Consider the following 26,582-nt stretch of genomic DNA (forward strand, 5'->3'; position numbering starts at 1 on the left):
AAATTTGGTTCCATGCTGGCGCGTCTGTCGATCCGTGACATCGTCCTGATCGAACGGCTCGATATCGAATTCGCCTCCGGCCTCGCGGTTTTGACCGGCGAGACCGGTGCGGGCAAATCCATCCTGCTCGATGCCTTTGCGCTGGCGCTCGGCGGCCGCGGCGACGCCGGCCTCGTGCGTCACGGCGCGGAGCAGGGGCAGGTCACGGCCGTGTTCGATGTCCCGAAGAATCACCCTGCCGCGAAGATCCTGGCCGAGAACGGTCTGGACGATACCGGTGAGATGATTCTCCGGCGCGTGCAGCTCGCCGACGGCCGCACCCGAGCCTTCATCAACGACCAATCGATCAGCGTGCAGACGCTGAAGGCGGTCGGCACCGCCCTGGTCGAGATCCACGGCCAGCACGACGAGCGCGCGCTGGTCGATGCCGCAACCCACCGCCGCCTGCTCGACGCTTTTGCCGGCCTCGAGAAGGACGTCGCGGCCGTCGAAGCGCTCTGGGACGCGCGCCGCACCGCCAACACCGCGCTGGAGGAGCATCGCGCCGCCATGGAGCGCGCTGCGCGCGAGGCCGATTATCTGCGCCACGCCTCGGACGAGCTGAAGCAGCTCGCGCCCAAGGACGGCGAGGAAACCGCGCTGGCCTCCCGCCGCACCACCATGATGCAAGGCGAGAAGATCGCCACCGACCTGCGCGAGGCGCAGGAAGCGGTCGGCGGCAATCATTCGCCGGTTGCCGCGCTCTCGGCGGCGGTGCGCCGGCTGGAGCGGCGCGGCGTCAACTCGCCGGCGCTGGTCGAGCCGGCGGTGAAGGCGATCGACGCCGCGATCAACGCGCTGGAGGAGGCCGATCAGCACCTCCAGGCGGCGCTGGCCGCAACCGATTTCGATCCGGCCGAGCTCGAACGCATCGAGGAACGGCTTTTTGCTTTGCGTGCGGCGTCTCGCAAATATTCGACCCCGGTTGACGGCCTCGCCGCGTTGGCCGCCAAATATGCCGCTGACGTCGTGCTGATCGATGCCGGCGCCTCGCGCCTGAAGAAGCTGGAGCAGGCCGCGATCGAGGCGGACAGCCGCTATGCGGCGGCCGCCAAGAAGCTGTCGCTGGCGCGGCAGAAGTCGGCCGAGAAGCTCAACAAGGCGGTCAATGCCGAGCTTGCCCCGCTCAAGCTCGAACGCGCCAGGTTCATGACCCAGGTCGAGACCGACGAGGCCGCGCCCGGGCCGCAAGGTTTCGATCGCGTCGAGTTCTGGGTGCAGACCAATCCGGGCACCAGACCGGGGCCCTTGATGAAGGTCGCCTCCGGCGGCGAGCTGTCGCGCTTCCTGCTCGCGCTCAAGGTCGTGCTGTCCGACCGCGGCTCGGCGCCGACGCTCGTCTTCGACGAGATCGACACCGGCGTCGGCGGTGCGGTTGCGGACGCCATCGGCGGGCGCCTGGCGCGGCTTGCCGGCAAGGTCCAGGTCATGGCCGTGACCCACGCCCCGCAGGTCGCCGCCCGCGCCGACCAGCACCTGCTCATCTCCAAGGACGCCCTCGACAAGGGCAAGCGCGTCGCCACCCGCGTCAATGCGCTCGCCGCCGACCACCGCCGTGAGGAAATCGCCCGCATGCTCGCCGGTGCCGAGATCACGGCCGAGGCGAGGGCGGCGGCGGAGAGGCTGCTGAAGGCAGCGACGGCTTGAGGTTCGTGTCCCGGACGCGCGGAGCGCGAGCCGGGACCCAGAATGCCTGCCGCGACATGTGGCGCCGGCTCGCAGCGCACCGCTGAAGGAGCGCTGCGCTGCGTCCGGGGCACGAGATTTCCACAAGCCTTTACCCTCCCGCCCGCTCCGTCGTATCCAAGCGCCATGGCCAGAGCAGCAAAATCCAAAGCAACACCGCAACGCGACGTCGCCGAACTCACCAAGGCGCAGGCCAGGGTCGAGCATAAGCGGCTCGCGCTCGAGATCGAGGGGCACAACGAGCGCTACTATCAGGAGGACGCGCCCACCGTCTCCGACGCCGAATACGACGCGCTGCGCCAGCGCCTCAACGCGATCGAGGCGCGTTTTCCCGAGTTCGTCACCGCGGACTCGCCCTCGCAGAAGGTCGGCGCCGCGCCGTCAGGGCGCTTCAAGAAAGTCCCGCATGCCGTGCCCATGCTGTCGCTCGACAACGCCTTTGCGGAGGAGGACGTGCGCGACTTCGTCGGCCGCATCGTGCGTTTCCTGAAGCTCGACGACGACAAGATCGACTTCTCCGCCGAGCCGAAGATCGACGGTCTCTCGATGTCGCTGCGCTATGAGGGCGGCGAGCTCGTCACCGCCGCGACGCGCGGCGACGGCGCTGTCGGCGAGGACGTCACCGCCAACATCCGCACGCTCGAGGACGTGCCGCAGAAGCTGAAGGGCCGCAACATCCCCGACATCTGCGAGGTGCGCGGCGAAGTTTACATGACCAAGAAGGCGTTCCTGGCGCTCAACGAACGGCAGAAGGCGGCAGGCGATACCATCTTCGCCAATCCGCGCAATTCGGCCGCCGGCTCGCTCCGCCAGAAGGACCCGACCATCACCGCCTCCCGTCCCCTCGGCTTCTTCGCCTATGCCTGGGGGCAGATGAGCGCGATGCCGGAAGAGACGCAGAGCGGCATGATCGGCTGGTTCGAGCGCTGCGGCTTCAAGACCAATCCGCTGACCAAGCTCTGTCACTCGGTCGAGGAGCTGCTCGCCTTCCACCATGCGATCGAAGAGCAGCGCGCGCGGCTCGATTACGACATCGACGGCGTCGTCTACAAGGTCGACCGCATCGACTGGCAGGAGCGGCTCGGCTTCGTGTCGCGGACGCCGCGCTGGGGCATCGCGCACAAATTCCCGGCCGAACGCGCCATGACGGTGCTGCGGGACATCGAGATCCAGGTCGGCCGCACCGGTTCGTTCACGCCGGTCGGCAAGCTCGAGCCGGTCGGCGTCGGCGGCGTGATCGTGCAGAACGTGACGCTGCACAACGAGGACTACATCAAGGGCATCGGCAACAAGGGCGAGGTGCTGCGCGAGGGGCGCGACATCAGGATCGGCGACACCGTGGTGATCCAGCGTGCCGGCGACGTCATCCCGCAGGTGGTCGACGTCGTCCTCGACAAGCGGCCGAAGACCGCCAGGGAATTCCACTTCCCGAAGAAGTGTCCGTGTCCGCTGCACACCGACGTCATGCGCGAGGAGACGGCGACGGGCGAGGAGGGCTCGCGTGCCCGCTGCACCGGCGAGTTCGCCTGTCCCTATCAGAAGATCGAGCATCTGAAGCTGTTCGTGTCGCGGCGGGCCTTCGACATCGACGGTCTCGGCGAAAAGCAGCTCCAGTATTTCTTCGACGAGGGCTGGGTGAAGGAGCCTGCCGACATCTTCACGCTGGAGCAGCGCAACGCGAAACTCAAGCTCGAGGAGATCGAAGGCTACGGCGCGACCTCGGTGCGCAACCTGTTCGGCGCCATCGAGAGCCGCCGCAAGATCGCGCTGGAGCGCTTCATCTTCGCGCTCGGCATGCGCCATGTCGGCGAGACCACGGCGCTGGCGCTCGCGCGCGGCTACGGCTCGTGGGACGCCTTCCACGATGCCTGCCTGAAAGTTGCCAAGGGCGACGAGGAGGCGATCGCGGACATGGACGCGCTCGACCAGATCGGCGACACCGTGATCAAGAGCATCGCCGATTATTTCGGCGAGAGCCACAATCGCGGCATCGTCGAGCGGCTGACCAGGGAGGTCGAGATCGTCGACGCCGAGAAGCCGAAGAGCAATTCGGCCGTCGCCGGCAAGACCGTGGTGTTCACGGGCTCGCTGGAGAAGATGACACGGGATGAAGCCAAGGCGACAGCCGAGCGGCTCGGGGCCAAGGTGTCGGGCTCGGTTTCGAAAAAGACCGACCTCGTCGTCGCGGGCCCCGGCGCCGGCTCCAAGCTCGCGGACGCCAACAAGCACGGCGTCAAGGTGCTGACCGAAGACGAGTGGTTGAAGCTGATCGCCGAGTGAGGGGCGCGTTGGCCCCTCGCAACCGTCGTCATCGCACAGGCGCTCCCCCAACAGCTTCCCGTGATGGTACGCGGACGCAAGAGTTCCTTCACCATTCGCGTTGACCCGATGTTTACCGCTTCACGTGAGGCCGCGTTTACCAATGCGCGACGTCGCCCCGTGAAAACACCTGCATTCGCTTGAGTGTACCGCCTGCGCAACGCCGATTAACGCCCCGGCAACCTAAATTAGATACTCACAATAAAGGTCGAATTGCACGGATGTACTGAGTTCGATCAAACGAGCGTAAGCGTAGCGTGAGCGTATCGATGTCTGTGTTGCGTAACCATCCGAAGGGCGCGCGGTTCGCGTCCTTCGGCATCGGTCTCTGCATCTTCGCATTGATGCCGAGAGAGACCGGCTATCAGGACATTGCCTCGCTGCTGGCGCGCCAACCCGGCGTCGCCGAGCGGTGGCAGAAGCAGGTGTTCTCCGCTGCGTCCTCGATCCAGCTCGCCACCTACAGTTTTTCCCGGCCCATCGGCACCTCGGTTCCGCAGAGCGCGATGGTTCGGCTCGCGAGCCTCGACGGCAGCGACGTCACCGGCGCAATCCGCCGCAATCCGGCGCTTCAGGCACCGCCGCGCTACCACGCATCCGACTTTCCCAAGGTCGATCGCGCCCTGAAGGGCGATCGCCTCGCAATCGTCGCGCCGACGCAGTCGCCTGAGACGGCCGCGCCGGCTGCAGCACCGGCCAAGGAAGATCCCGCGACCTCGAACAGCTCGGTATTCGGCGCCAAGACCGCCGCATTGCCGCCGGCGATGTCGCCGGAATCCGCGGCCCCGCTCGATCCCGAGCTGCAGGAGGCGATGCGCGCGCCGCCGCTGCCACAATATTCCAATCCGCCGCAGGCGAGCGAGGCTGCGCGCGCGTTCGCGGTGCAGCCGCTGGAAGCGCTGAAGCGCGCCACGGCGCCGGCTGCTCCCGCGCGCGATCCTTTCAGCGTCAAGACATCGAGCCTGTTCTTCGGCAGCTCCTCGCTGGGCGGCAATCTCGAGACCATCGAGAGCTGGCAGCCCGGCGCCGAGCCGCTGATCGTGATGCCCGACCCCGACATGAAGGTGACGGCCTCGCTGACCCCGCCGACGGCGGAGATCGCCAAGGACATCGAGAGCGGCGAGAGCGTCGCGCCGAAGGGCGAGGTCAACGCCGACAACCAGCGCGGCAAGTCGCCGGCGGAGCGGCTCGCGCTCGACGACAAGTCGCGCGCCAAGTCCGAGAAGTGTCTTGCCGAAGCCGTCTATTTCGAAGCACGCGGCGAAGCCGTGCGCGGCCAGATTGCGGTGGCGCAAGTGGTGATGAACCGCGTCTTCTCCGGCAAATATCCCGACACCGTGTGCGGCGCGGTCTACCAGAACAAGCACCGGCATCTGGCCTGCCAGTTCACCTTCGCCTGCGACAACAATCCGGACGTGATCCGCGAGCCCGAAATGTGGGAGCGCGCCAAGAAGATCTCAAAGGCGATGCTCGACGGCCAGATCTGGCTGCCCGAGGTCGGCAAGTCCACGCACTACCATGCCTACTGGGTCCGCCCGTCCTGGGTCGCCGAGATGAAGAAGCTGTACAAGACCGGCGTGCACACCTTCTATCGGCCGCGCAACTGGGGCGACGGCAGCGAGCTGCCGAGCTGGGGCACGCCGGCGCAGACCGCTGCGCTGTCGGCCGAGCTCGCGCAGGAAGCCAAGAGCTCCGCGGAGTTGGGCGAGCGGCGGTAGTTTTCTCAACCTCGCCCCGCTTGCGGGGAGAGGTCGAATTCGAGCGAAGCTCGAATTCGGGCGAGGGGGTACAGGACTCTCGACTGGTCGCATGTGCGGAGAGAGGCCCCTCACCCAACCCTCTCCCCGTAAGAACGGGGAGAGGGAGAAGAGCTCCCTACGCCTCGATGTCCAGCGCACAATCGAAATTCGGCGCAGAATGCGTCAGGGCGCCGGCCGACGCATAGTCGACGCCGGTAGCCGCAATGGCGGCGATCGAGTCCAGTGTGACGCCGCCGGACGCCTCCAGCGCGAGGCGGCCCGCGTTGAGCTTCACCGCCTCGCGCAGCGTCGCAAGGTCCATATTATCGAGCAGCACCGCATCGGCCATTCCGCTGTCGAGCACCTCGCGCAGCTGAGCCAGCGTGTCCACCTCGATCTCGATCTTGACGAGATGGCCTGCATGGGCGCGGGCGCGCTCCAGCACCGGGCGGATGCCGCCGGCGACCGCGATGTGGTTGTCCTTGATCAGGATCGCATCGTCGAGCCCGAAGCGATGGTTGAAGCCGCCGCCGCAGCGCACGGCGTATTTCTCCAGCGCGCGCAGTCCCGGCGTGGTTTTTCGCGTGCAGCAGATGCGCATCCTGGTGCCTTCGGCGCGGGCGACATAGTCCGCCGTGAGCGTGGCGATGCCCGACAGCCGGCCGACGAAGTTCAGCGCGGTGCGCTCCGCCGTGAGGATGGCGCGCCCAGGACCCGAGATCGTGAGCACGTGCTGGCCTCGCGCAACCCGAGCGGCATCGCGAACATGTGCGCGCACCTCGATCTCGGGCGACAGCTTCTGCAAGGTCGCGAGCGCCAGCGGCAATCCGGCGATCACGCCGGACTGGCGCGCGACAAGGATGGCTTGCGCGCGCGTCGCCTCCGGGATCGTCGCCAGCGAGGTGACGTCGCCGGCGCGCCCCAGGTCCTCGTCGAGCGCGCGACTGGCGGCCGCCTCGATCGCGAGCGGCGAGAGGAAGGCATCGGGATAGAGCAGTGAGGTCGGGGTGATCATGGGGCCTCCTTCAGGCGATCATGGATTGCGCAAGGCGTGGCCGCGGGTGCTCGTCGAGGCTTTCCGCGACCTCGCGCGCCGCCGCGAGCGTGGTCATCGTTCTCTGCGCCAGCGCTGGGTTTTCGGCCGGGTGATCGGAACGGTAATGCGCACCGCGGCTCTCGCGCCGGGTCCAGGCCGCAGCGGCGACGAGCAGGGCCGAAATCGCCATGTTGCCGAGGACGCCGCGTCCGGCCTCGCGCTCGAGCCTTGCGAAATGGCGCATGGCTTGTGCAAGCCCGCCATCGTCGCGGATCACGCCGACATGTGCGCTCATCGTCGCGCGCAGCCGCTTCACTTCTGCGGCGTCCGGCGTGCCAGCGCGCGACCTCACCAAAGAGTCGGGAAGGCGTGCCGGCGGGGGCACGGTGCGGCCGGCGATGTCGTCGGCAATGCGGGCGGCATAGACGACGGCTTCGAGCAGGGAATTCGAGGCAAGCCGGTTGGCGCCGTGCGCGCCCGTGGAGGAGACTTCTCCGGCGGCCCAGAGACCGTCGATCGAGCTGCGACCGCGCGCGTCCACCGCGATGCCGCCCATGTGGTAATGCGCGGCCGGCGCGATCGGAATCGGCTGCGCCGCGGGATCGATGCCGGCGGCGATGCAGCTCGCATGCACGGTCGGAAACCTCGTCGCAAAGCGCGCGCCCAGCGCCTGGCGCGCATCGAGGAAGGCGCCGCGCCCGGCCGCGATCTCGGCGAACACGCCGCGGGCCACGATGTCGCGGGGCGCGAGCTCGGCGAGCGGGTGGCGGGCGCTCATGAAGCGCTCGCCGTTGCCATTGATCAGCGTTGCCCCTTCGCCGCGCAGCGCTTCGGTGGCGAGCGGCGCCGGGTCGCGGCCGACCATGATGGCGGTCGGGTGGAACTGCACGAATTCAGGATCGGCAATCACGGCACCGGCGCGGGCGGCGATCGCAAGGCCCGAGCCGCTCGCTTCCGACGGATTGGTGGTGACGGCGTAGAGATGGCCGAGCCCACCGGTCGCAAGCACGACCGCACGCGAGGCGAGCACGAGCGGCCGTGCTGCGGGATTGCCGGCCTCGCGCAATTGAAGCCCGGTGACCGCGCCGTCCTCGGTCAGCAGTGCTTCGGCGACGAAGCCTTCCATCAGGCGGATCGAGGGCGTGCGGCGCGCGGCCTCGCTCAAGGCCGCGATGATCGCGGCGCCGGCGCCATCGCCGCGCACATGCACGATGCGGCGCGCCGAATGCGCAGCTTCGCGTCCGACGGCAAGCCTGCCGTCGAGATCGCGGTCGAACGGAACGCCAAGGGCGAGAAGATCGTGAATGCGCGGCGCCGCTTCGCGCGCGATCCCGAGCGCGACGGCTGCATCGACGAGGCCGCCGCCGACCGCGACGGTATCGGCAGCGTGTGTCTCCGGCGTATCGCCTTCGGCAACTGCCGCGGCGATGCCGCCTTGCGCCCACGCGGAGGATGCGCCGTGCCCAAGCGGTGCCGCCGAGATCAAGGTCACCGGCCGCGGTGCAAGCTTCAGCGCGCAGAACAGTCCGGCAAGACCGCCGCCAACGATGACGACGTCGTCGGTGCGGGCGGGGTCGTGGATGTCGTGTTGCATGTTGCTCGCTCTCAATTGCTCAGATTGATCATGCGCTGGACCGAGCGCCGCGCACGTTCCGCAAGCGCGGGATCGATCGTCACTTCCTCACCAAGCGTCAGCAGGCTCTCCAGGATGTTCGCGAGCGTGATGCGCTTCATGTGCGGGCAGAGATTGCAGGGGCGAAGCATCTCCACGTCGGGCAGCTCGGCCCGGACATTGTCGGCCATCGAGCATTCCGTGATCATGACGAGCCGCCGCGGCCGCTTCGCGCGTACCCAGTTGATCATGTGCGCGGTCGAACCGGTGAAGTCGGCTTCCGCCAGCACGTCCGGCGGGCATTCTGGGTGCGCGATGATCTGCACGGACGGATCGGCCTCGCGAAAGCTCCGCAGCTCTTCGCCCGTGAAGCGCTCATGCACCTCGCAGGCGCCATTCCAGGCGATGATCTTCACGTCGGTCTTCGACGCCACGTAAGTGGCGAGGTATCGGTCGGGCAGGAAGATCACGGTCGGGGCGTTCAGGCTCTCGACCACCTGCACCGCGTTCGAGGACGTGCAGCAGATGTCGACCTCGGCCTTCACCTCCGCCGAGGTGTTGACGTAGGCGACGACAGGCACGCCGGGGAATCTCTCCCGCAGCAGCCGCACGTCCGCACCGGTGATGCTGGCGGCGAGCGAGCAGCCCGCACGCGAATCGGGAATCAAGACGGTCTTGTCCGGATTGAGCAGCTTCGAAGTTTCCGCCATGAAGTGCACGCCGCATTGGACGATGATGCCGGACTTCACCTTGGTGGCTTCGACCGCGAGCTGGAGCGAGTCGCCGCCGATATCGGCGACGCAGTGGAAGATCTCCGGGGTCTGGTAGTTGTGGGCGAGGATGACCGCGCCCCGCGCGCGCTTGAGCTCGTTGATCGCATGAATCGTCGGCGCCATCAGCGGCCATTCGATCGACGGGATCACGTGCTTGACGCGGTCATAGAGCGGCGCAGTGGCGCGTTCGACCGCCGGCGTCCATTCCAGGGAGGGCATCGGCCATGTCGGTCCCGGAGGCGCGGCGCGGGGGAAGGTGATCGGCTGGCCTTGCGGCCGATTGGCAAAGTCGTCGGGACCGTACATTCCAGTGATCGGCATTGAAGCCTCCCAAGTGTGGCCATTAGGTGTGCCATTATGCTCAGTTTGAGAATATATAGGGCCCGAGAAAGCCGGCCGAGCAGGCCGGACAGAAAGCCATATATGCTCAATATGAGTAGATCAAACGTAGCACGCACGGGCGAGTATCGCTAGGGCCTGCCGTACACATTCCCGTCACCGCGCACCTGTCAGGCGAGGTCGGATTGAAACGCAATGCTCCCGCTTCAGCTCTTCGTGGAATGCAATCGTTTTTGCCTTGGGATTTTCATGCATATGCATTAAACGGGCTGTCCCGCGGCTGCTGATTTGCGGCTCCGCCAAGGACAGACGAGGACAACCATGTCGACACAGATCGGCGAGCTCGCACCGGCCTCGCGTTCCTCCAACTGGCGTACCCCGGCCGTCATCATCCTCTGCGGTTGTGCCATCGGCATGCTCGGCTTCGGTCCGCGCTCGGCGCTCGGCTTCTTCGTGCAGCCGATGAGTCACGAATTCAGCTGGGGCCGTGACGTGTTCGGCCTCGCCATCGCCGTGCAGAATCTGTTGTGGGGACTGGGCCAGCCGTTCGCCGGTGCGGTCGCGGATCGCTTCGGCCTGTTCCGGGTGATGTGCGTCGGCGCGCTGCTCTATGCCGGCGGGCTGCTGTTGATGCGCTATTCCTCGACGCCGCTGTCGCTCAACATCGGCGCCGGGGTGATGATCGGCTTTGGCCTCGCCGGCTGTTCGTTCAATCTGGTTCTGTCGGCCTTCACCAAGCTCTTGCCCGCGGAGAAGCGCGGCATCGCGCTCGGCGCCGGCACGGCGGCGGGTTCGTTCGGACAGTTCCTGTTCGCACCGATCGGTGTCGCCTTGATCGACAATTTCGGCTGGCAGCAGGCGCTCTCCGTATTCGGCTTCCTGATGCTGCTGATCATCCCGCTGTCGCTGGCGCTCTCGACGCCGCCGGTGACAAGCGTGAACAGCGCAACGCCCGCGGATGACCAGACCATCACCACGGCGCTTGCCGAAGCCTTCGGTCATCGCTCCTACGTGCTCCTGGTGCTCGGCTTCTTCACGTGCGGCTTCCAGCTCGCCTTCATCACCGTGCATCTGCCGGCGTTCCTGGTCGATCGCGGTATCACCGCACAAACCGGCGGCTGGGTGATCGCGGCGATCGGCCTGTTCAACATCATCGGATCGCTGAGCGTGGGGTATCTCCAGAACTATCTTCCCAAGCGCTACATCCTCTCGGCCATCTACTTCACGCGCGCGCTTGCGATCCTCGCTTTCATCTCGTTCCCGATCACGCCGTTCTCGGCGATCGCGTTCGGCGCGATCTCCGGCTTGACCTGGCTGTCGACGGTGCCGCCGACCTCGGCGCTGGTGGCGCTGATGTTCGGAACGCGCTGGCTCGCGACGCTCTACGGCTTTGCCTTCGTCAGCCATCAGGTCGGCGGCTTCCTCGGCGTCTGGCTCGGGGGCATCGTGTTCGAAAAGTTCGGGTCCTACACGCCGATCTGGTGGCTCTCGATCCTGTTCGGCGTGCTCTCGGCGCTGATCAATCTTCCGATCGTGGAGAAACCCGTTCAGCGGGCGGTTGCGCAGCCTGCCTGATCGGCTAAACATCCCCGACAAACAAAGTCAGGGAGTTCAGTCGTGGCCACATTCAAGGCGATCAGGATCGACAAGGCGGACAAGGGCACCACCGCGCAGCTCGCGCAGTTCGACGAAGCCGAGCTGATGGAGGGCGATGTCACCGTCCGCGTCGAATGGTCGACGCTGAACTACAAGGACGGCCTTGCGCTCACCGGCAAGGCGCCGGTGGTGCGTCGCTTCCCGATGATCGCCGGCATCGATTTTGCCGGCACGGTCGAAGCCTCCTCGCATCCGCAGTGGAAGGCGGGCGACAAGGTCGTTTGCACCGGCTGGGGCATGGGCGAGACCCATCTCGGCGCCTATGCCGAGAAGGCGCGGGTGAAGGGCGACTGGCTGGTCGCTCTTCCGCAAGGGCTATCGGCGCGCGACGCCATGGCGATCGGCACCGCCGGCTTCACCGCGATGCTCTCGGTGCTGGCGCTGGAGAAGCATGGCATCTCGCCGAAGAGCGGCCCGGTCTTGGTGACGGGCGCTGCCGGCGGCGTCGGCTCGGTCGCGATCGCCGTGCTCTCGAAGCTCGGCTACCACGTCATCGCTTCGACCGGGCGGGCCTCCGAGGCCGACTACCTGAAGCAACTGGGGGCTGCCGAGATCATCGACCGCAACGAATTGTCGGCGCCGGCAAAGCCCCTCGCCAAGGAGCGCTGGGCCGGCGGCGTCGACAGCGTCGGCTCGACCACCCTCGCGAACCTGCTCTCGATGACGAAATATGGCGGCGCGATCGCGGCCTGCGGCCTCGCCGCAGGCATGGACCTGCCGTCCTCGGTGGCGCCGTTTATTTTGCGCGGAGTGTGCCTTCTCGGCATCGATTCCGTGATGTGCCCGATTGAGCCCAGGAAAGCGGCCTGGCAGCGTTTGGCCTCCGACCTGGACCGGACAAAACTGGCTGAAATCACTGAGGAAATTTCGCTCGACGAGGTTCAGGGCTGGGGCGCGAAGATCCTCGCCGGCCAGGTTCGCGGCCGCGTCGTGGTAAAAATTGTCTGACGGCGTTCAGACTTTACCAACCAAGCTGCTTCAATGTCGCCATGGTTGGTATGGTAAGCAGCGGGTAAAGAGATAAAGGCATCGCCCGCTGCGGGGGTTGGTTCGGAGTTGAGCATGCTTGCGCGTATTGTGTTGGGGGCTGTCACGGCGGCAGCGACGTTTGCGCCGGCCATCGCTGGAAGCATGAACGCCGACGAGGCACGCCGTTTCGTGGCCGGCAAGGTGTTCGCCTTCACCTGTTTCGACGGCACCCGCGGTGCAGGTCGCATCCTCGACGATCTCGGCGCCGCCGGTGCGGTGCAGTTCTCGGGCGCAGGCCCGGTCCGTCATCTCCGTCTGCCCGGCAACACGCTCCAGATCCGTGGCCAGAACGTCTGCGCCTCGATCAAGGGCATTCCGTTCGAGCCCTGCTTCAACCTTGAAAAGACCGACGAGCGCAGCTTCCGCGGCTCGGTGTCGGGCATGGGCTTCGCCTATTGCGACTTCCGTCACCAGGGCGGCAACCAAATGCTGATGGCGCGCGCTGCGGCGCGGCCGCGCTCGCTGCACAAGCCGGAGCACACCGGCACGGTTGCCGCATCGAACACCGAGGTAGCCGCGCGCGTCGAGACGCCGCGTGTCGAGGGCAGCCGGCTCGAGCCGGTGAAGTCCGAGCCGGCGAAGAACGAGGGACCGCTGGAGCTGCGCCGCTCCACGCAGTGAGCTCGCCTGCGCGGGACAACCCGCGCCATTGATCGTCGAAGGCATCATCGAACACCAAGCCGCCTGCGCCGTAGTCATACGGACGGCGGCTTTCATGCCTTGGTAGCTGTTCGGGCCGCAGTTTGCGCGCGGCCGGGGGGCGGTCCCACGCAAGGGTTCAACGATGTCGCTCTATTTCTTCCGCATCAGCACCGGCCGTTATTCCGGCGCCGCCGACCTGCCGTACGAGTTCGAGGATCGCGCAGCCGCCTGGACCGAGATGACCGAGGTGTGCGCCAATCTGCTCAGCGGTATCGCGCGCAGCCTGAAGCCGAACGCCGAATGGTGCATGGAGCTGCTCGACGAGGACAAGCAGCCGGTCTTTCGAATCAGCCTCGTCGGCGAGGCCATCGGATGTAAAGCGTCCTAGCTCCGACTTGAAGCTGCAATTTACAACTATGACGGGATCATTTCCTTTCGCGCTCAATCATTTAGCGTGCAAAGTCAGTATTTCTGCGAGGGGTTTCGTTAACCAAATCGGAATGTGAGAAGCTCACTTTTTGGGCAATGGCGCAGTCAGGGGAAGCCGACAATGACTCGGCTGCGCGTTCCTTCGGGGGAAGCATGCCCATGTTGAGCCTAGTTCAGAATCTGAGGATCGGGACCAAGCTGGCGATTGCGTCGGCACTCGGTGTGCTCCTGGTTGGGGCCATGATTGCAAGCCAGATGCTCGGCAATGCGGGCATTCGCGAGAGCAGCCAGAGCGCGCTTGCGCAGCAGCAGATCGCGCGCGACGCAGTCAAGGCCGAGGCTGCGGTTCGCGGCATGCAGCTCGCGGTACGAGACCTTCGCCTTGCCAATAGCCCGGCTGACATTCAGAAGGCCGTCCAGAATCTGGGCGACCAGCAAAAATCGATGAATGCGCTGGTCGATGGAATGCTGAAGCTTTCTCACGAGGTGGAGAACCGCGCTCGGATGGAGAAACTGAGATCGCTGGCTGCGAATTACGAAAAGGCCGCGCAGCAGATCGCCGGCGTGCGCGGCGAAGCCCTGGCCGCCAGCGGTGCAGACGGAGCGGCCCGCGCTGCGAAGCTCAATGAAGACGTCGTTCGCATCGCACGCGAGGTGACCCTGCCGATTGCCGGCGAACTCGACGTGCTGATCGGCCAGATCGCCGACTACGCAAGGCACAAATCCGAGGAGAAGAATGCCGCGGCCGCGGCCCAAATGAGATCGAGCGAGCAGCTTGCGATCCTGGTCGGCGCACTCGCCATGCTCGTCCTCGTCGGCTCCTGGCTGATGTCGTTCCTGACCATCGCGCGGCCGATCCGTGCGCTCACGGTCGCCATGGAAAAGCTCGCCGGCGGCGATTTCTCCGTGGTTCTGCCCGGTCTCGGCCGCAAGGACGAGGTCGGCGGCGTCGCGGCGGCCGTTGAAAAGTTCAAGGTCGTGTCGGAGCAGAAGGCGCGCGAGGACGCCGAAGCCAAGATCAGGCAGGACCAGATTGCGGCCGCGCAGCGCAAGGCCGAGATGCACAAGCTGGCTGACAGCTTCGAAGCCGCGATCGGTGAGATCGTCGATACCGTGTCCTCGGCCGCGACCGAGCTGGAAGCTTCCGCCTCGACGCTGACCGCGACCGCGGCGCGCGGCCAGGAGCTCACGACCATGGTTGCTGCCGCTTCCGAGGAAGCGTCCACCAACGTGCAGTCGGTCGCGTCGGCGACCGAAGAGCTGTCGTCGTCGATCACCGAGATCAGCCGGCAGGTGCAGGAATCCGCCCGCGTCGCCGGCGATGCGGTGAACCAGGCTCGCACCACGACCGATCGCGTCGGGGAGCTCTCCGCTGCTGCGGCGCGGATCGGAGACGTGGTCGAGCTGATCAACACCATCGCCGGCCAGACCAACCTCCTGGCGCTCAATGCAACCATCGAGGCCGCGCGCGCCGGCGAGGCAGGCCGCGGCTTTGCCGTCGTCGCTTCGGAGGTCAAGGCGCTTGCCGAGCAGACGGCGAAGGCGACCGGCGAGATCGGCCAGCAGATCGCCAGCATCCAGACCGCCACCGAGCATTCGGTCGGCGCGATCAAGGACATCAGCCACACCATCGAGAAGCTGTCGGAGATCTCCTCGACCATCGCAGCCGCGGTGGAAGAGCAGGGGGCCGCAACGCAGGAGATCTCCCGCAACGTGCAGCAGGCGGCGACGGGCACCCATCAGGTGTCGTCCAACATCACCGACGTGCAGCGCGGCGCGAGCGAGACCGGTTCGGCATCCTCGCAGGTGTTGGGGGCCGCGCAATCGCTGTCCGGCGACAGCAACCGGCTGAAGCTCGAAGTCGGAAAATTCCTCGATACCGTGCGCGCGGCCTGACACGTGCCTTTTCGCGAGCGTCCGCATCGTAACGGGAAATGCTGGTGCGGCTGCAACAGAGAGTTGCAGCAAAACCACGATCGCTGCGCACGAGCCGTATTTTTACGTAGCCTCCTGTTAACGCCTGTTTGCGATTATGCGCGCAATCCTTCGGGAAAAGAACCAGCCAGCATTGTTGAACTGACCTTCGCCCGGGTCGTCCGTTGTGACGTCTGCGGCGCAGGTGATGTGCGCGTTGCCGGGTAATCATCGGGATTGTCGTGATGTCGAAGTTGTCGATCGTCTTCAAGCTGCTGACCGTGCTGTCGGTCCTCGTGCTCTCGCTCGCCGGCGTCGGCGTGATGGCGATCGGCACGATGCAGAACATCAACGCCCACACCGTCGAGATCGCGGAGAGCTGGTTGCCGAGCGTGCGAGCCCTCGGCTCGATGCGCGCCGACATCAACGAGCTGCGCGTCGCGCTGCGCCTGCACCTGATGCAGGACACCGCCGAAGGCAAGGAGGCCGCCGAAAAGCGCCTCGCCAATTTGCGCGAGCGCATCGAGAAGACCCGCAAGGTCTACGAACCGCTGATCAATGCGGCCGAGGAGCGCGCGCTCTACCAGCAATGGTCCAAGGCGTGGGCCGAGTACCTGAATGGTGTGCAGGACGTCATGGCGCTGTCCCGCAAGAGCGTTGGGCGCTTCCCGACCGACGCCAACGAGATGTTGCAGACCAAGGTGGCAAAGATGGCCCAGGCGGCCGATCCGCTGCTTCAGAAGGGCATCGAACTCAACAACAGCGGTGCCGAGCTGGAGACGAAGCAGGCGGCGGAGAGCTACGCGGCGGTCTTCCGCGTGCTGGTCGGCGTCATCGTCGCGGCTGTCGTGATCGCGATCGCCGCCGCCTATTACCTCGTGCGCGACGTTTCTCGCGGCATTGCCTCGATCATCCGTCCGATGCAGTCGCTCGGCGAAGGCGACCTCTCGGCCGAGGTGCCGCATCGCGGCGAGAAGACCGAGATCGGCTCGATGGCGGATGCACTCCAGATTTTCAAGGAGGCGCTGATCGCCAAGAAGGCCTCCGACGAGGCAGCGGCGCGCGACGCCGAGGCCAAGATCGAGCGCGGCCGCCGTGTGGATGCCATCACCCGCAATTTCGAGGTCATGATCGGCGAGGTCGTCGAGACCGTGTCGTCGGCCTCGACTGAGCTCGAGGCCTCCGCCGCGACGCTGAGCGGCACCGCGCAGCGCGGCCAGGAGCTCGCAACCGTCGTTGCGGCCGCATCGGAGGAAGCTTCCACCAACGTCCAGGCGGTGGCCTCTGCTTCCGAGGAGCTGTCGTCCTCCATCACCGAAATCAGCCGCCGCGTGCAGGATTCGGCGCGGATGGCGGCGGAAGCGGTCGAGCAGGCGGCGCGGACCAACGAGCGCGTCAACGCGCTGTCGCAGGCCGCCGCCCGCATCGGCGACGTCGTCGAGCTCATCAACACCATCGCGGGCCAAACCAACCTGCTCGCGCTGAACGCGACCATCGAGGCGGCGCGCGCAGGCGAAGCCGGCCGCGGCTTTGCCGTCGTCGCCTCCGAGGTCAAGGCACTGGCCGAGCAGACCGCGAAAGCGACCGGCGAAATCGGGGCGCAGGTCTCGGGCATCCAGGCGGCGACGCAAGAATCCGTCAACGCCATCCAGGAGATCGGCGGCACCATCGAGCGGCTGTCGGAGGTGTCCGCGGCGATCGCCGCCGCCGTCGAGGAGCAGGGCGCGGCCACGCAGGAGATCTCGCGCAACGTTCAGCAGGCCTCGCTCGGCACGCAGGAAGTGTCGTCCAACATCACCAACGTGCAGCGCGGTGCGATCGAGACCGGCTCGGCCTCGAGTGAAGTGCTGTCGGCGGCGAAGTCGCTGGCGACCGACAGCACCCGCCTGAAGGTCGAGGTCGCGCAGTTCCTGGAATCGGTCCGCGCGGCGTAGAGGCACCCGCTCGATCGTTGTTGACCTCTCCCCGCTGGGGAGAGGTGGAGTGCCCGCCCGACGATCCAGTCTAGCTGCCCGTCTGCGGCGCGGCCGGCGGCGGTGCGATCTGCCGCCGGAACAGGATACGCTGGTAGAGCCAGCCGATCGCGACCAGCACGACGCCGAGGCACATGAACGAGAGCGCCCGGTAGACACCCGTCAGCGTCCACACGTCGACCGCGAAGGCCTTGAAGATCGTCAGCGCGATGACGGCGGCAGAAGCCAGCCGCGCACGCTCCGAATTGACCAGGATACCGACGCCGAGCAGCGCCACGCCGAAGGCGAGCCAGCCGATCGAATAGGTGTATTGCTCGGCACTCGTGGTGTCGCCGTAGAGCAGGACCGGGCCGTGATAGAAACGGCGGATCTCCAGCGTCACATAGGTGAGCGCGAACACCAGGGCACCACCCGCAATCGTGTTTGCATATGCGACACTGCGGTGTCCTGCGACCGCGTAGGAGAGCAGCAGCATCAGCACGGCCGGCAACGCATAGCCAAGCAGCAGCAGATTGAACACGAGGCCGCCGACATTGACGCTGGAGAGCAGCAGCGGGTTCTCCAGGATCAGGAGACCGAACACGCTGATGAGGCCGGCGATCGCCGTCAGCACGACCGCGCCGACATTGTGCACGATGCTGTGGGTGCGCAGCCGCAGGCGCTCCAGGCCGATTGCCATGGCGAGCGTGACACAGACTTGCAGCGCGAACTCGAGCAGTGAGGGGGCCGCGGTCATGCGACCGCCAGTCGCGAAGTGCCGGATCTCCATGAAAGCGAGCAGGGCCGTGAACAGGATGGCGGCGGTCTCGACCACGCGCAGCGGCGCGTCGTCGGCGCGGCGGCGCAGGAAGATGCTCGCGCCCCAGAACGAGGCGGCCGGCAGGCCATAGCCCCACAACAGCCAGTTGAAGATCGGCGTGGTGCCGACGGCATCGCCGACGATGCGCGGATCATAGACGATGCGCGCGGTGACGATCGCAGCGAAGATGGCAGCCAACCGCCGCAGCACCGGAATCGGCCGCTGCAACGAGATCCAGGCGGTGCCGAGCGACATTAGCGCGAGCGCGATGGTGAGCCAGCCCTTCTCCAGGGCGAAGGTCAGCGCCAGCGCCAGCGCGCCGAGTGTACCGGTCGCGAACAGCGCGATCGAGGTTGCAACGCCGGGGCGCTCTTCGCGGCGCATCAGCGCTTCGGTCGCAGCGCCAAAGGCCGCAGCGAGCAGCACGGCAAGGATCGCAAACGGGATCGAGCGGTCGAGATGGGCAATGCGCGCATAGAGCGCAACCAGGATGGCGATGGGCGTTGCGACGCCCGCCGCCGACCACACCACGGGAATGATCGCCGAGTTCGAGCGGCCTTGCGCGAAAAAGCCCGTGACGCCGAAGCCGGCGGCGAAGATCGCGGCCGTCACCAGATGCAGCGTCACCGCGCTGTCGGTCGCGACCGGGCCGACGCCCGGCATCGGGCCGCCCGGCAGCACCAGCATGTCGGGGTTAGCGCGCACCGCCCATTCGGCAAACACGATGAAAACGGTCGCCGCGGCCGCGCCCAGCGCGCCGGTCGCCGCCGGTGCGCGCCAGGCGACGAACAGCGTGCCGCCGACGAGGAGCGTGAACGCGATCAGCGCGAGATCCGCATGCGCGCTCGACAGCACGACCAGCATCGCGCCGAACAAATAGGCGCCGAGCGCGCCCGATGAGACCGGCTCGATTTCGCCGTCCTCCATGCTGGGTCCGAACATGAAGCCGCAGACGACGAGCAGTGCGGCGAGCACGAAGCCGGCGATGGCATGGAAGGCGTGCGGCGCGACCTGCACCTGTTCGATATCGAGACCCGGGAATATCCAGAGCACCGCGAAGGCAATGGTCGTGACCGCAAGCCAGCGCCATAGCCTGATGCGGGCGAGCCCGAAACTCGCGGCCGTCACGACCGCAAGATAGATGTAGAGCGCCCAATAATCCGGCTTGCCCGAGGAGACGAGGATCGGCGTCACGAAGGCGCCGACGACGCCGAGCCCGGCGAGCGCGGGGCCGTGCAGGAGCGCTGCGGCCAGCGTGCCCATCGCAACGATGCCGAGCAGCACGAAGGCTGTCGCAGGCACGAGGAAGTCGTAGAGCGCGTACGCCGCGTAGATGGTCGCGAACGCCACCGCCGTGCCAGCCGCGGTGAGGATCGCGGGAATGTTGGCGATAGGCAGCGCCGCGATGCTCGAGATGCTCTCCTTGCGCCGCGTCCATTCGCCGGCGCCGAGCAGCGCAGCGGCGAACAGGCCGCCGAGGAACACGCGCACGCCGGGGCCGAGCAGACCGGCCTCGATCGAATAGCGCACCATGAAGAAGCCGCCGAGCGCGAGCGCCAGGCCGCCGATCCACACCACCCAGCGCGTGCCGAGCCGCTCCTCCAAGCCGGGTGCGGGCGCCGGCAGCGGCGGCGGTGCGCCGGGCTCCGTGTCGGCCTCGAGCGGGGGAGAGGAAGCATCCTCGGTTAGGGGCGGAGGCGGCGTCTCGGGTTCGGGCGCAAGCGGCGGCGGCTCTGGGGCGGCCGTTGTGGTGGCGGCTGCGGGCGCCTGCTCCCAAACAGGCATCAACGGCGGCGGCTGGACCGGACGTTGCGCGGAAAACATCTCTTCAAGCGAGTTCAGCCGCCGGCGCAGCTCGGTCGCCTGGTTGGAGGACTTGATCGCGATCAGGAAGGCGATGATCGCAATGATCAGCGCGAAGACGTCAAACGGGCCGTCGAACATGAAGCCTCCAGGCAACCGGCGGGGCAGGGGCCGGTCGCGCATATCAGGATCTTAATTTCTTGAGCATGATCTTACCGGAAAACCGCTACGCACTTTGCGCTAACGCGGCCGTTCGGGTCCGGATCATGCTCTAGCGCCGGGAGCGTACGCGCAAGCCCGGCGCGGGCCGCTCCTGGAGCACCTCGCGGCGGAAGCGGTAGAGCGCTGCCGGCCGTCCGCCCGTCTGTGTCGACATCACCCCGGTCGGTTCGACCAGGGCCTCCATTTCGACCAGGCGGCGGAAGTTCTGCTTGTGCAGGTGCCGGCCGGAGATCGCCTCCACCGTATGCTGCAGTTCAGTGAGTGTGAATTCAGCCGGCAAAAGTTCAAAGACGACAGGACGATACTTCAACTTTGCGCGCAGCCGCGCGATTGCCGTGGCGAGAATCCGGCGGTGGTCGAACCGCATCGAGGTCCCGAGCGGGGGAAGCGTCTTGCGCGCCAGTGCCGCAGGACGTCCGTCGCGGCGGGCCTCCTCGATCAGCCCGGCCTCGTAGAGCAGCTCGTAGCGGTCGAGCACGCGCTCCTCGTCCCAGGGCGCGCCGTCGAGACCGAAATAGAACCGCACGCGATCCTTCCGCGGCAGCGCGCGAACAGTCTCCGGCGTCTCCGCCTCGGCCCATTCGCTCAGCGCAGGGATGATGTCGCGGGCGATCATCGCCGGCGGCTGCTCGCGCCAGTCTTCCCAGGGGAAGAAGCGATACCAGGGCGCGAAGCTCGCCGTGTTGGTCGCGAGCTCGCCGCCCGCAGGGCGCGTCAGCGCGAGATAGCCGATCGAAACGATATGGGCGCCGGTGTCGCCGGCCTCGGCATGACGGCCGCGGTCGCCGAACGTGTAGAGCTGCTCGACATAGCCGAGCCGCAGCCCCGCCTGTTGCTCGACCCAGGCGCGCAGGCCGATCTCGAACGTGCGATGGCTCACCGCGTCGAACGGACCGAACGGCAGGCCGGCAAGCCCGTCGGCACCGTGTGCGGTCAGGATCAGCGGCTCGTGGTTCTCGATCGCGACGATAGCGGCGGTGAGGCCGATTTCGATTGGCGTCAGCAGCGTCTCGCTCATACGGCTGCCGTGTCGTTGAATTGAACGGAATGCCGCATGGTTAAGACGGCCCATCCGCGGACTCGGTGCACCTTTCCCGCTTGCGGGAGAGGTCGCGTCGCATCGACAGATGCGAGGCGGGAGAGGGCTCTATCCTCTGGGGGAGTCTTCGTCGCCGAGATACCCTCTCCCCAACCCTCTCCCGCAGGCGGGAGAGGGGGCGCACCTCCATCGTGACAACCAGCTGTCATTCGAGCTCGATCGCGAAGGGGCGGCCTTCCACCATCATCGCGCCGGGGCCCATCTCGTCGAGCGCGCGCAGCATGCGGCCGTTGCGTCCGAGCGCATGATCGGCGAGGCTGACGATGCGCCGGTTCGGCGAGGCGATCGGCGAGGCCGCGCGAATCTTCCTGGCGATCTCGATCTCGTCGCGATTCGGATTAAGCGCGCAAACGGCCGCGAACGCACTGGCAGTGGAGCGGCTGATCCCGGCATAGCAATGCACCACCAGCGGGGCGCTGCGGTCCCAGCCGCGCACGAAGTTGAGCACCTGCTCGATATGCGTCTCCGACGGCGCGACGAAGCCGTCCATCTCCTCAGTGATGTCGTCCATCGACACTTTGAGATGGTTGGCCGGGAGCACCGACACGGGACGCGCCACCTGCTCGACATTGGCCATCACGGTCAGCACGTGGCTGGCCTTGGTGAGGCGGACGGTTTCGGGAAGCGCGGCGAGGGAACAGACGTGGATCATGGCGAACCTTTTTCTTGATTATAGCCGCGGCCGTTGGGTGGGCAAAGCGAGGCGTGCCCACCACTTTTGTCGCAAACGCGAAGTGATGGTGGGCACGGCGCAAGAGCGCCTTTGCCCACCTTACAAGACTCACGCAAACACGGCGCCAAACCGCTCCAGAAACTGCTTCTCGGCCCGCGCCGCGGTCCAGGGCGTCAGATAGTCGCGTCGGACGCTGTCGGAGAGACCCGGATCCTTGCCGAACAGGCGCCGCGCTTCGCTCGCGCTGAAGCCGGCGAGCTCGGTTGCCTCGAGATAGGCCGCGCCGCGATCGGCGGCCTTGATGGCCTGCGTGATGTCATCAGGCAAGACCGGCGGCAAACCGAAGCGGATATGGATGGCGCCGAGCAGCCGCTTCTCGACGACCTTGTAATGACCGTCGAGCACGGCCTTGAACGGCGAGATCATGTCGCCGATCACATATTCCGGCGCATCATGCAGCAGGGCCGCGAGCCGGACGCGCTGGTCGACGCGGGGTATCTCATGGCGCAGCACGGTCTCTACCAGCAGCGTATGCTGTGCGACCGAAAAAATGTGCGCTCCGAGGGTCTGTCCGTTCCAGCGCGCCACCCGCGCCAGGCCGTGCGCGATGTCGCCGATCTCGATGTCGAGCGGGGAAGGATCGAGCAGATCGAGCCGCCGGCCCGACAGCATGCGCTGCCAGGCGCGGACCTCTTCGTTGCGCGCTGCCTTCTTCGCCGTCATTTGGCCTTGAGGCGCAGCTTGCGCTGGGTCTTGCTGCAGGTCGCATGACAGTGGCAGTCGACCAGGTGGTCGTTGACCATGCCGGTCGCCTGCATGAAGGCGTAGACGATGGTCGGGCCGACGAATTTGAAGCCGCGCGAGGACAGCTCCTTGGAGATCTGCACCGACAGCGGCGTCGAGGCCGGCACGCTTGCCGTGGTCTTGAACTGGTTGACCTTCGGCCGTCCGTCCATGAAGTCCCACAGCAGCTTCGAGAAGCCCGGGCCCTTCTCCATGATGTCGAGATAGGACTTTGCGCTTAGGATCGCGCCTTCGATCTTGGCCTTGTTGCGCACGATGCCGGCATCGTTCATCAGCGCGTGAACCTTCTTGGGCGTGTAGCGCGCGATCTTCTCCGGCTGGAAATCGTCGAAGGCTTTGCGGAAATTGTCGCGCTTGCGCAGGATCGTGATCCAGGACAGGCCGGCCTGGAAACCGTCCAGCATCAGCTTCTCGTATAGCGCGCGGTCGTCGTATTCCGGCACGCCCCATTCGGTGTCGTGATAGGCGACATAAAGCGGATCTTCGCCCGGCCAGGGGCAGCGGGTCAGGCCATCGGGATGCAGGCGGGCCGCGCGGCTCATGCGATGGGCTGCTTGGCTGGAATGCGAACGACGTCTGGTTCAGCCAGCGTCAAAGCCAGCCCCCCAGCGGTGAGCGGCTGGCCTGCATCGAGTGCATCGGCGACACGATCGATGCGCACCAGCGCGATGCCCTTGCCGCCGGCCGTCGAGCCGATGGTGCCGACCGGCTTGTCGCCGGCGAGAATGGTTGTGCCAGGCTCGGGCGAGGCGTCTTCGAGCAGCACCTTCACGCTGCGCGTGCGCGCGGTGCCGCGATGCTGCATGCGCGAGACGACCTCCTGGCCGACATAGCAGCCCTTGTCGAAATCGACGCCGGCGAGGCGATCCATGTTGGTCTCATGCGGGAACGCATCGCTGTACATGAAATCGAGCCCGCCGCGCGGCACGCCGAGCGCAATGCGGTGCGCCTCGTACTCGGCTGCATCGACCAGCTCGGCGCCAATGAGATCGGACAGTTTCTGCTTGAGATCTTCCGGGACCAGGATGCGGTAGCCGAGCCCCTCAGCCCGCGGATCGGCAAAGGCAAGGTCAGGCTGCGCCGCCGGCTCGCCGTCCCACGCCGCGAGCACGCCGAGGTCGAGCTTGTCCACGGTGACCTTGGCGCGCAGCTTGTAGAATTTCAGCTTGGTGGCGAGGGTGTCCGCCAGCGCTTTCGGGCAGTCGATCAGGAACCCGCCGCCGTGGCCCGCGGGCGCTTCCGTGATCAGGAAATCCACGATGATCTTGCCCTGCGGCGTCAGCAATGCGCCGAATCGCCCCAGACCAGGCTTCAGCCTGTCCAGGTCGGTGGTGACGAGGCCATTGAGGAAGCTGCGTGCATCCTCACCCGCGACTTTGATCACGCCCCGGTCGGGAAGAAACGCCGATTTCATGCGAAAATCTCTTGCGACATGTTGCTCCGGAACGTAAGCCCGCAACGCATAAACGACAAGACCTCGAGCCCTGCGCTTGGGGATGAGAGAGGCCCAATGACCCAGCATTTCGATGTGATCCTCAAGGGCGGCACCGTAGTCAACCAGGACGGCGAGGGCGTCCGCGATATCGGCATCACGGGCGGTCGCATCGCCGAGCTCGGTCCGCTATCGCAAGACTCAGCCGCCGAGGTGATCGACTGCAAGGGCCTGCACGTCCTGCCCGGCGTGATGGACACGCAGGTGCATTTCCGCGAGCCCGGGCTGACGCACAAGGAAGACCTCGAGACCGGCTCGCGCAGCGCCGTGATGGGCGGCGTCACCGCCGTGTTCGAGATGCCCAACACCTCGCCGCTGACCGTGACGGAGGCCGAATTCACCGACAAGGTGAAGCGCGCCCATCACCGCATGCATTGCGATTTCGCCTTCTTCATCGGCGGCACCCGCGAGAACGTCCAGGTCCTGCCGGTGCTGGAGCGCGCACCCGGCTGCGCTGGCGTCAAGGTGTTCATCGGCTCGTCCACCGGTGCGCTGCTGGTCGAGGACGACGAGAGCCTGCGCCGCATCTTCCAGGTGATCCGCCGCCGCGCCGCCTTCCACGCCGAGGACGAATACCGCCTCAACGAGCGCAAATCGCTGCGCATCGAGGGCGATGCGCGCTCGCATCCGGTCTGGCGCGACGAGACCGCGGCGCTGTTGGCGACGCAGCGCCTGGTCAAGCTTGCACACGAGACCGGCAAGCGCATCCACGTGCTGCACATCTCGACCAAGGAGGAGATCGAGTTCCTGCGCGACCATAAGGGCGTCGCCTCCTGCGAGGCGACGCCGCACCATCTGACGCTGGTCGCGCCGGAATGCTACGAGCGGCTCGGCACGCTGGCGCAGATGAACCCGCCGGTGCGCGGCGCCGATCATCGCGCCGGCATCTGGCGCGGCATCGAGCAGGGCATCATCGACGTGCTCGGCTCCGATCACGCTCCGCATACGCTGGAGGAGAAGCAGAAGATATACCCGGCTTCGCCCTCAGGCATGACCGGCGTGCAGACGCTGGTGCCTGTTATGCTCGATCACGTTAATGCGGGTCGGCTCTCGCTGGCGCGCTTCGTCGACCTCACCAGCGCCGGCCCTGCGCGCCTCTACAACATGGCCTGCAAGGGCCGCATCGCCGCCGGCTACGACGCCGACTTCACCATCGTCGATCTCAAGCGCAGCGAGACCATTACCAACAAATGGGTGGCGTCCAAGGCCGGCTGGACGCCGTATGATGGCGTTCGCGTCACCGGCTGGCCGGTCGGCACCTTCATTCGCGGCCGCCGCGTGATGTGGCAGGGCGAGCTGGTGACGGCCGCGCAGGGCGAGCCGGTGCGGTTTCTGGAGACGCTGAAGGCGTAGGGGCGGCAAGCTCGTCATTGCGAGGAGCGAAGCTACGAAGCAATCCAGAATCGTTCCTCGGTGGCAGCCTGGATTGCTTCGCTTCGCTCGCAATGACGAGAGGAGAGGTCTACATTTCATTTCGAACGGGAGTGTAGTCCGATGTCCCAGCCATCATCTCTCATCACCACCGAACAGCTTGCCGCTCGCCTCGGCGATCCCGACCTGCGCCTCTACGACTGCACGACCTATCTTGAGCCCGCGCCGGAAGGCGGCGTCGTGCCTTATCGCGCAGTTCCCGGTGACAAGACGTTCGCCGCCGGCCACATCCCGGGCGCCGATTTCCTCGACCTGCAAGGTGAGTTCTCGGACACCTCGTCGCAACACTTCTTCATGATGCCCGATGTCTCCCAGCTGGAGGCCGCCTTCGGCCGCCACGGCCTCGATGCGGGCAAAACAATCGTGCTCTACAGCATCGGGACGATGATGTGGGCGACACGGTTCTGGTGGATGCTGCGCGCCCTCGGCATCGATGCCCACGTGCTCGACGGCGGCTTCGACAAATGGCAGCAGGAGGGGCGGCCGGTCGAGACGGGCGCGCCGAAGGGCTATCCAGCGACGACCTTCAAGGGGGCACCGCGCGCAGGCTGCTTCGTCGACAAGGAAGCCGTGCTGGCGAAGATCGGCGATCCCGCAACCGTCATCGTCAACGCGCTCGGGCCGCAGTTTCACCGCGGCCTCGAGCCGAGCCGCTATGGCCGTCCGGGCCGCGTTCCCGGCAGCGTCAACGTTCCCGGAGCCACACTCGTGAATGCCGACAAGACGGTGACGAATCTTGCGGATGCGCAAGCGAAGTTCGCCGCCCAGGGCGTCACGCGCGAAAAGAACGTGATTCTTTATTGCGGCGGCGGCATCTCGGCGACGATCGACCTCTTGCTGCTGACGCAGCTCGGCTACGACAAACTGACGCTCTACGACGCTTCGATGGGCGAATGGGCGAGGGATCCGGCGCTGCCGATCGAGACGGATTAGGTTTGCTGACGCTTCCCTCAGTGAAAGATCCCATTTGTCCTGCACAAGAGGTCGTCATGCCCGGGCTTGTCCCGGGCATCCACGTTCTTTCATGCTGGCGGCAAGACGTGGATGGCCGGGACAAGCCCGGCCATGACGAT

General features: G+C 66.3%; 20 protein-coding genes. 11 read left to right on the forward strand and 9 right to left on the reverse strand.

Annotation, left to right across the window (positions count from 1 at the left end):
- Positions 1 to 12 precede the first annotated feature (12 nt).
- From recN to ACVWYQ_RS34450, 3 genes are all read left to right on the forward strand, one after another.
- A complete protein-coding gene (gene recN, locus ACVWYQ_RS34440) occupies positions 13 to 1,686 on the forward strand; it encodes a DNA repair protein RecN (protein WP_404543082.1) in 1,674 nt (557 codons plus the stop codon).
- Between the two features lie 165 nt (positions 1,687 to 1,851).
- The gene (gene ligA / locus ACVWYQ_RS34445; protein ID WP_456727010.1) at positions 1,852 to 4,005 is read left to right on the forward strand and encodes an NAD-dependent DNA ligase LigA; all 2,154 of its coding nucleotides are present in this window, start codon (positions 1,852 to 1,854) and stop codon (positions 4,003 to 4,005) included.
- 308 nt (positions 4,006 to 4,313) lie between these two features.
- Positions 4,314 to 5,762, forward strand: coding sequence for a cell wall hydrolase (locus ACVWYQ_RS34450; RefSeq protein WP_404543080.1), 1,449 nt, complete (start codon positions 4,314 to 4,316; stop codon positions 5,760 to 5,762).
- 157 nt (positions 5,763 to 5,919) lie between these two features.
- Here ACVWYQ_RS34450 and nadC read toward each other — a convergent pair whose 3' ends face one another.
- From nadC to nadA, 3 genes are read right to left on the reverse strand one after another with little or no spacing between them, the layout of a single operon-like run.
- The gene (gene nadC / locus ACVWYQ_RS34455; RefSeq protein WP_404543078.1) at positions 5,920 to 6,798 is read right to left on the reverse strand and encodes a carboxylating nicotinate-nucleotide diphosphorylase; all 879 of its coding nucleotides are present in this window, start codon (positions 6,796 to 6,798) and stop codon (positions 5,920 to 5,922) included.
- Between the two features lie 10 nt (positions 6,799 to 6,808).
- Entirely contained in the window at positions 6,809 to 8,413 is a 1,605-nt protein-coding gene (locus ACVWYQ_RS34460) for an L-aspartate oxidase (protein ID WP_456727011.1), read from the reverse strand.
- Positions 8,414 to 8,424: 11 nt separating this feature from the next.
- Positions 8,425 to 9,525: a quinolinate synthase NadA gene (nadA, locus tag ACVWYQ_RS34465; protein ID WP_456727012.1), complete on the reverse strand. Its 1,101-nt coding sequence runs from the start codon at positions 9,523 to 9,525 to the stop codon at positions 8,425 to 8,427.
- A 339-nt stretch (positions 9,526 to 9,864) separates the two neighbouring features.
- Between nadA and ACVWYQ_RS34470 the strand changes: the two genes are divergently transcribed.
- From ACVWYQ_RS34470 to ACVWYQ_RS34495, 6 genes are all read left to right on the forward strand, one after another.
- Complete coding sequence (locus tag ACVWYQ_RS34470; protein ID WP_404653001.1) at positions 9,865 to 11,118, forward strand: MFS transporter; 1,254 nt, start codon at positions 9,865 to 9,867, stop codon at positions 11,116 to 11,118.
- 42 nt (positions 11,119 to 11,160) lie between these two features.
- Positions 11,161 to 12,147, forward strand: a complete 987-nt coding sequence (acuI, locus tag ACVWYQ_RS34475; protein WP_456727013.1) for an acrylyl-CoA reductase (NADPH) — start codon at positions 11,161 to 11,163, stop codon at positions 12,145 to 12,147.
- 114 nt (positions 12,148 to 12,261) lie between these two features.
- Positions 12,262 to 12,849: a hypothetical protein gene (locus ACVWYQ_RS34480; protein ID WP_456727014.1), complete on the forward strand. Its 588-nt coding sequence runs from the start codon at positions 12,262 to 12,264 to the stop codon at positions 12,847 to 12,849.
- A 163-nt stretch (positions 12,850 to 13,012) separates the two neighbouring features.
- The gene (locus ACVWYQ_RS34485) at positions 13,013 to 13,258 is read left to right on the forward strand and encodes a DUF6894 family protein (protein ID WP_157286918.1); all 246 of its coding nucleotides are present in this window, start codon (positions 13,013 to 13,015) and stop codon (positions 13,256 to 13,258) included.
- A gap of 200 nt (positions 13,259 to 13,458) precedes the next feature.
- Complete coding sequence (locus ACVWYQ_RS34490) at positions 13,459 to 15,195, forward strand: methyl-accepting chemotaxis protein (protein ID WP_456727015.1); 1,737 nt, start codon at positions 13,459 to 13,461, stop codon at positions 15,193 to 15,195.
- Between the two features lie 263 nt (positions 15,196 to 15,458).
- Positions 15,459 to 17,147 carry a methyl-accepting chemotaxis protein gene (locus ACVWYQ_RS34495; protein WP_456727016.1) on the forward strand — a complete coding sequence of 563 codons (1,689 nt, stop codon included), beginning with the start codon at positions 15,459 to 15,461 and terminating at the stop codon, positions 17,145 to 17,147.
- A 70-nt stretch (positions 17,148 to 17,217) separates the two neighbouring features.
- On the opposite strand, the gene ACVWYQ_RS34500 is transcribed toward ACVWYQ_RS34495, so the two are convergent.
- The 6 genes from ACVWYQ_RS34500 to ygfZ all read right to left on the reverse strand — a co-directional run bounded on the left by ACVWYQ_RS34500 (position 17,218) and on the right by ygfZ (position 24,000).
- Positions 17,218 to 19,929: a DUF2339 domain-containing protein gene (locus ACVWYQ_RS34500; protein ID WP_456727017.1), complete on the reverse strand. Its 2,712-nt coding sequence runs from the start codon at positions 19,927 to 19,929 to the stop codon at positions 17,218 to 17,220.
- A gap of 130 nt (positions 19,930 to 20,059) precedes the next feature.
- Positions 20,060 to 21,028: an NUDIX hydrolase gene (locus ACVWYQ_RS34505; RefSeq protein ID WP_271542642.1), complete on the reverse strand. Its 969-nt coding sequence runs from the start codon at positions 21,026 to 21,028 to the stop codon at positions 20,060 to 20,062.
- A gap of 226 nt (positions 21,029 to 21,254) precedes the next feature.
- Entirely contained in the window at positions 21,255 to 21,761 is a 507-nt protein-coding gene (locus ACVWYQ_RS34510) for a tyrosine phosphatase family protein (protein ID WP_036038271.1), read from the reverse strand.
- Positions 21,762 to 21,890: 129 nt separating this feature from the next.
- Entirely contained in the window at positions 21,891 to 22,505 is a 615-nt protein-coding gene (locus ACVWYQ_RS34515) for an HD family hydrolase (protein ID WP_271542640.1), read from the reverse strand.
- A complete protein-coding gene (locus ACVWYQ_RS34520) occupies positions 22,502 to 23,128 on the reverse strand; it encodes a DNA-3-methyladenine glycosylase I (protein WP_036003631.1) in 627 nt (208 codons plus the stop codon). Before ACVWYQ_RS34520 ends, ACVWYQ_RS34515 begins: the two co-directional genes overlap by 4 nt.
- On the reverse strand, positions 23,125 to 24,000 hold the full coding sequence (gene ygfZ / locus ACVWYQ_RS34525) for a CAF17-like 4Fe-4S cluster assembly/insertion protein YgfZ (RefSeq protein ID WP_271542637.1): 876 nt from the start codon (positions 23,998 to 24,000) through the stop codon (positions 23,125 to 23,127). Before ygfZ ends, ACVWYQ_RS34520 begins: the two co-directional genes overlap by 4 nt.
- A gap of 96 nt (positions 24,001 to 24,096) precedes the next feature.
- Between ygfZ and ACVWYQ_RS34530 the strand changes: the two genes are divergently transcribed.
- Together ACVWYQ_RS34530 and ACVWYQ_RS34535 are read left to right on the forward strand one after the other, a co-directional pair.
- A complete protein-coding gene (locus tag ACVWYQ_RS34530; protein ID WP_271542635.1) occupies positions 24,097 to 25,431 on the forward strand; it encodes a dihydroorotase in 1,335 nt (444 codons plus the stop codon).
- A 141-nt stretch (positions 25,432 to 25,572) separates the two neighbouring features.
- Positions 25,573 to 26,442 carry a sulfurtransferase gene (locus tag ACVWYQ_RS34535; protein WP_456727018.1) on the forward strand — a complete coding sequence of 290 codons (870 nt, stop codon included), beginning with the start codon at positions 25,573 to 25,575 and terminating at the stop codon, positions 26,440 to 26,442.
- Positions 26,443 to 26,582: the final 140 nt, after the last annotated feature.

It is taken from the genome of Bradyrhizobium sp. USDA 3397 (assembly GCF_054060965.1).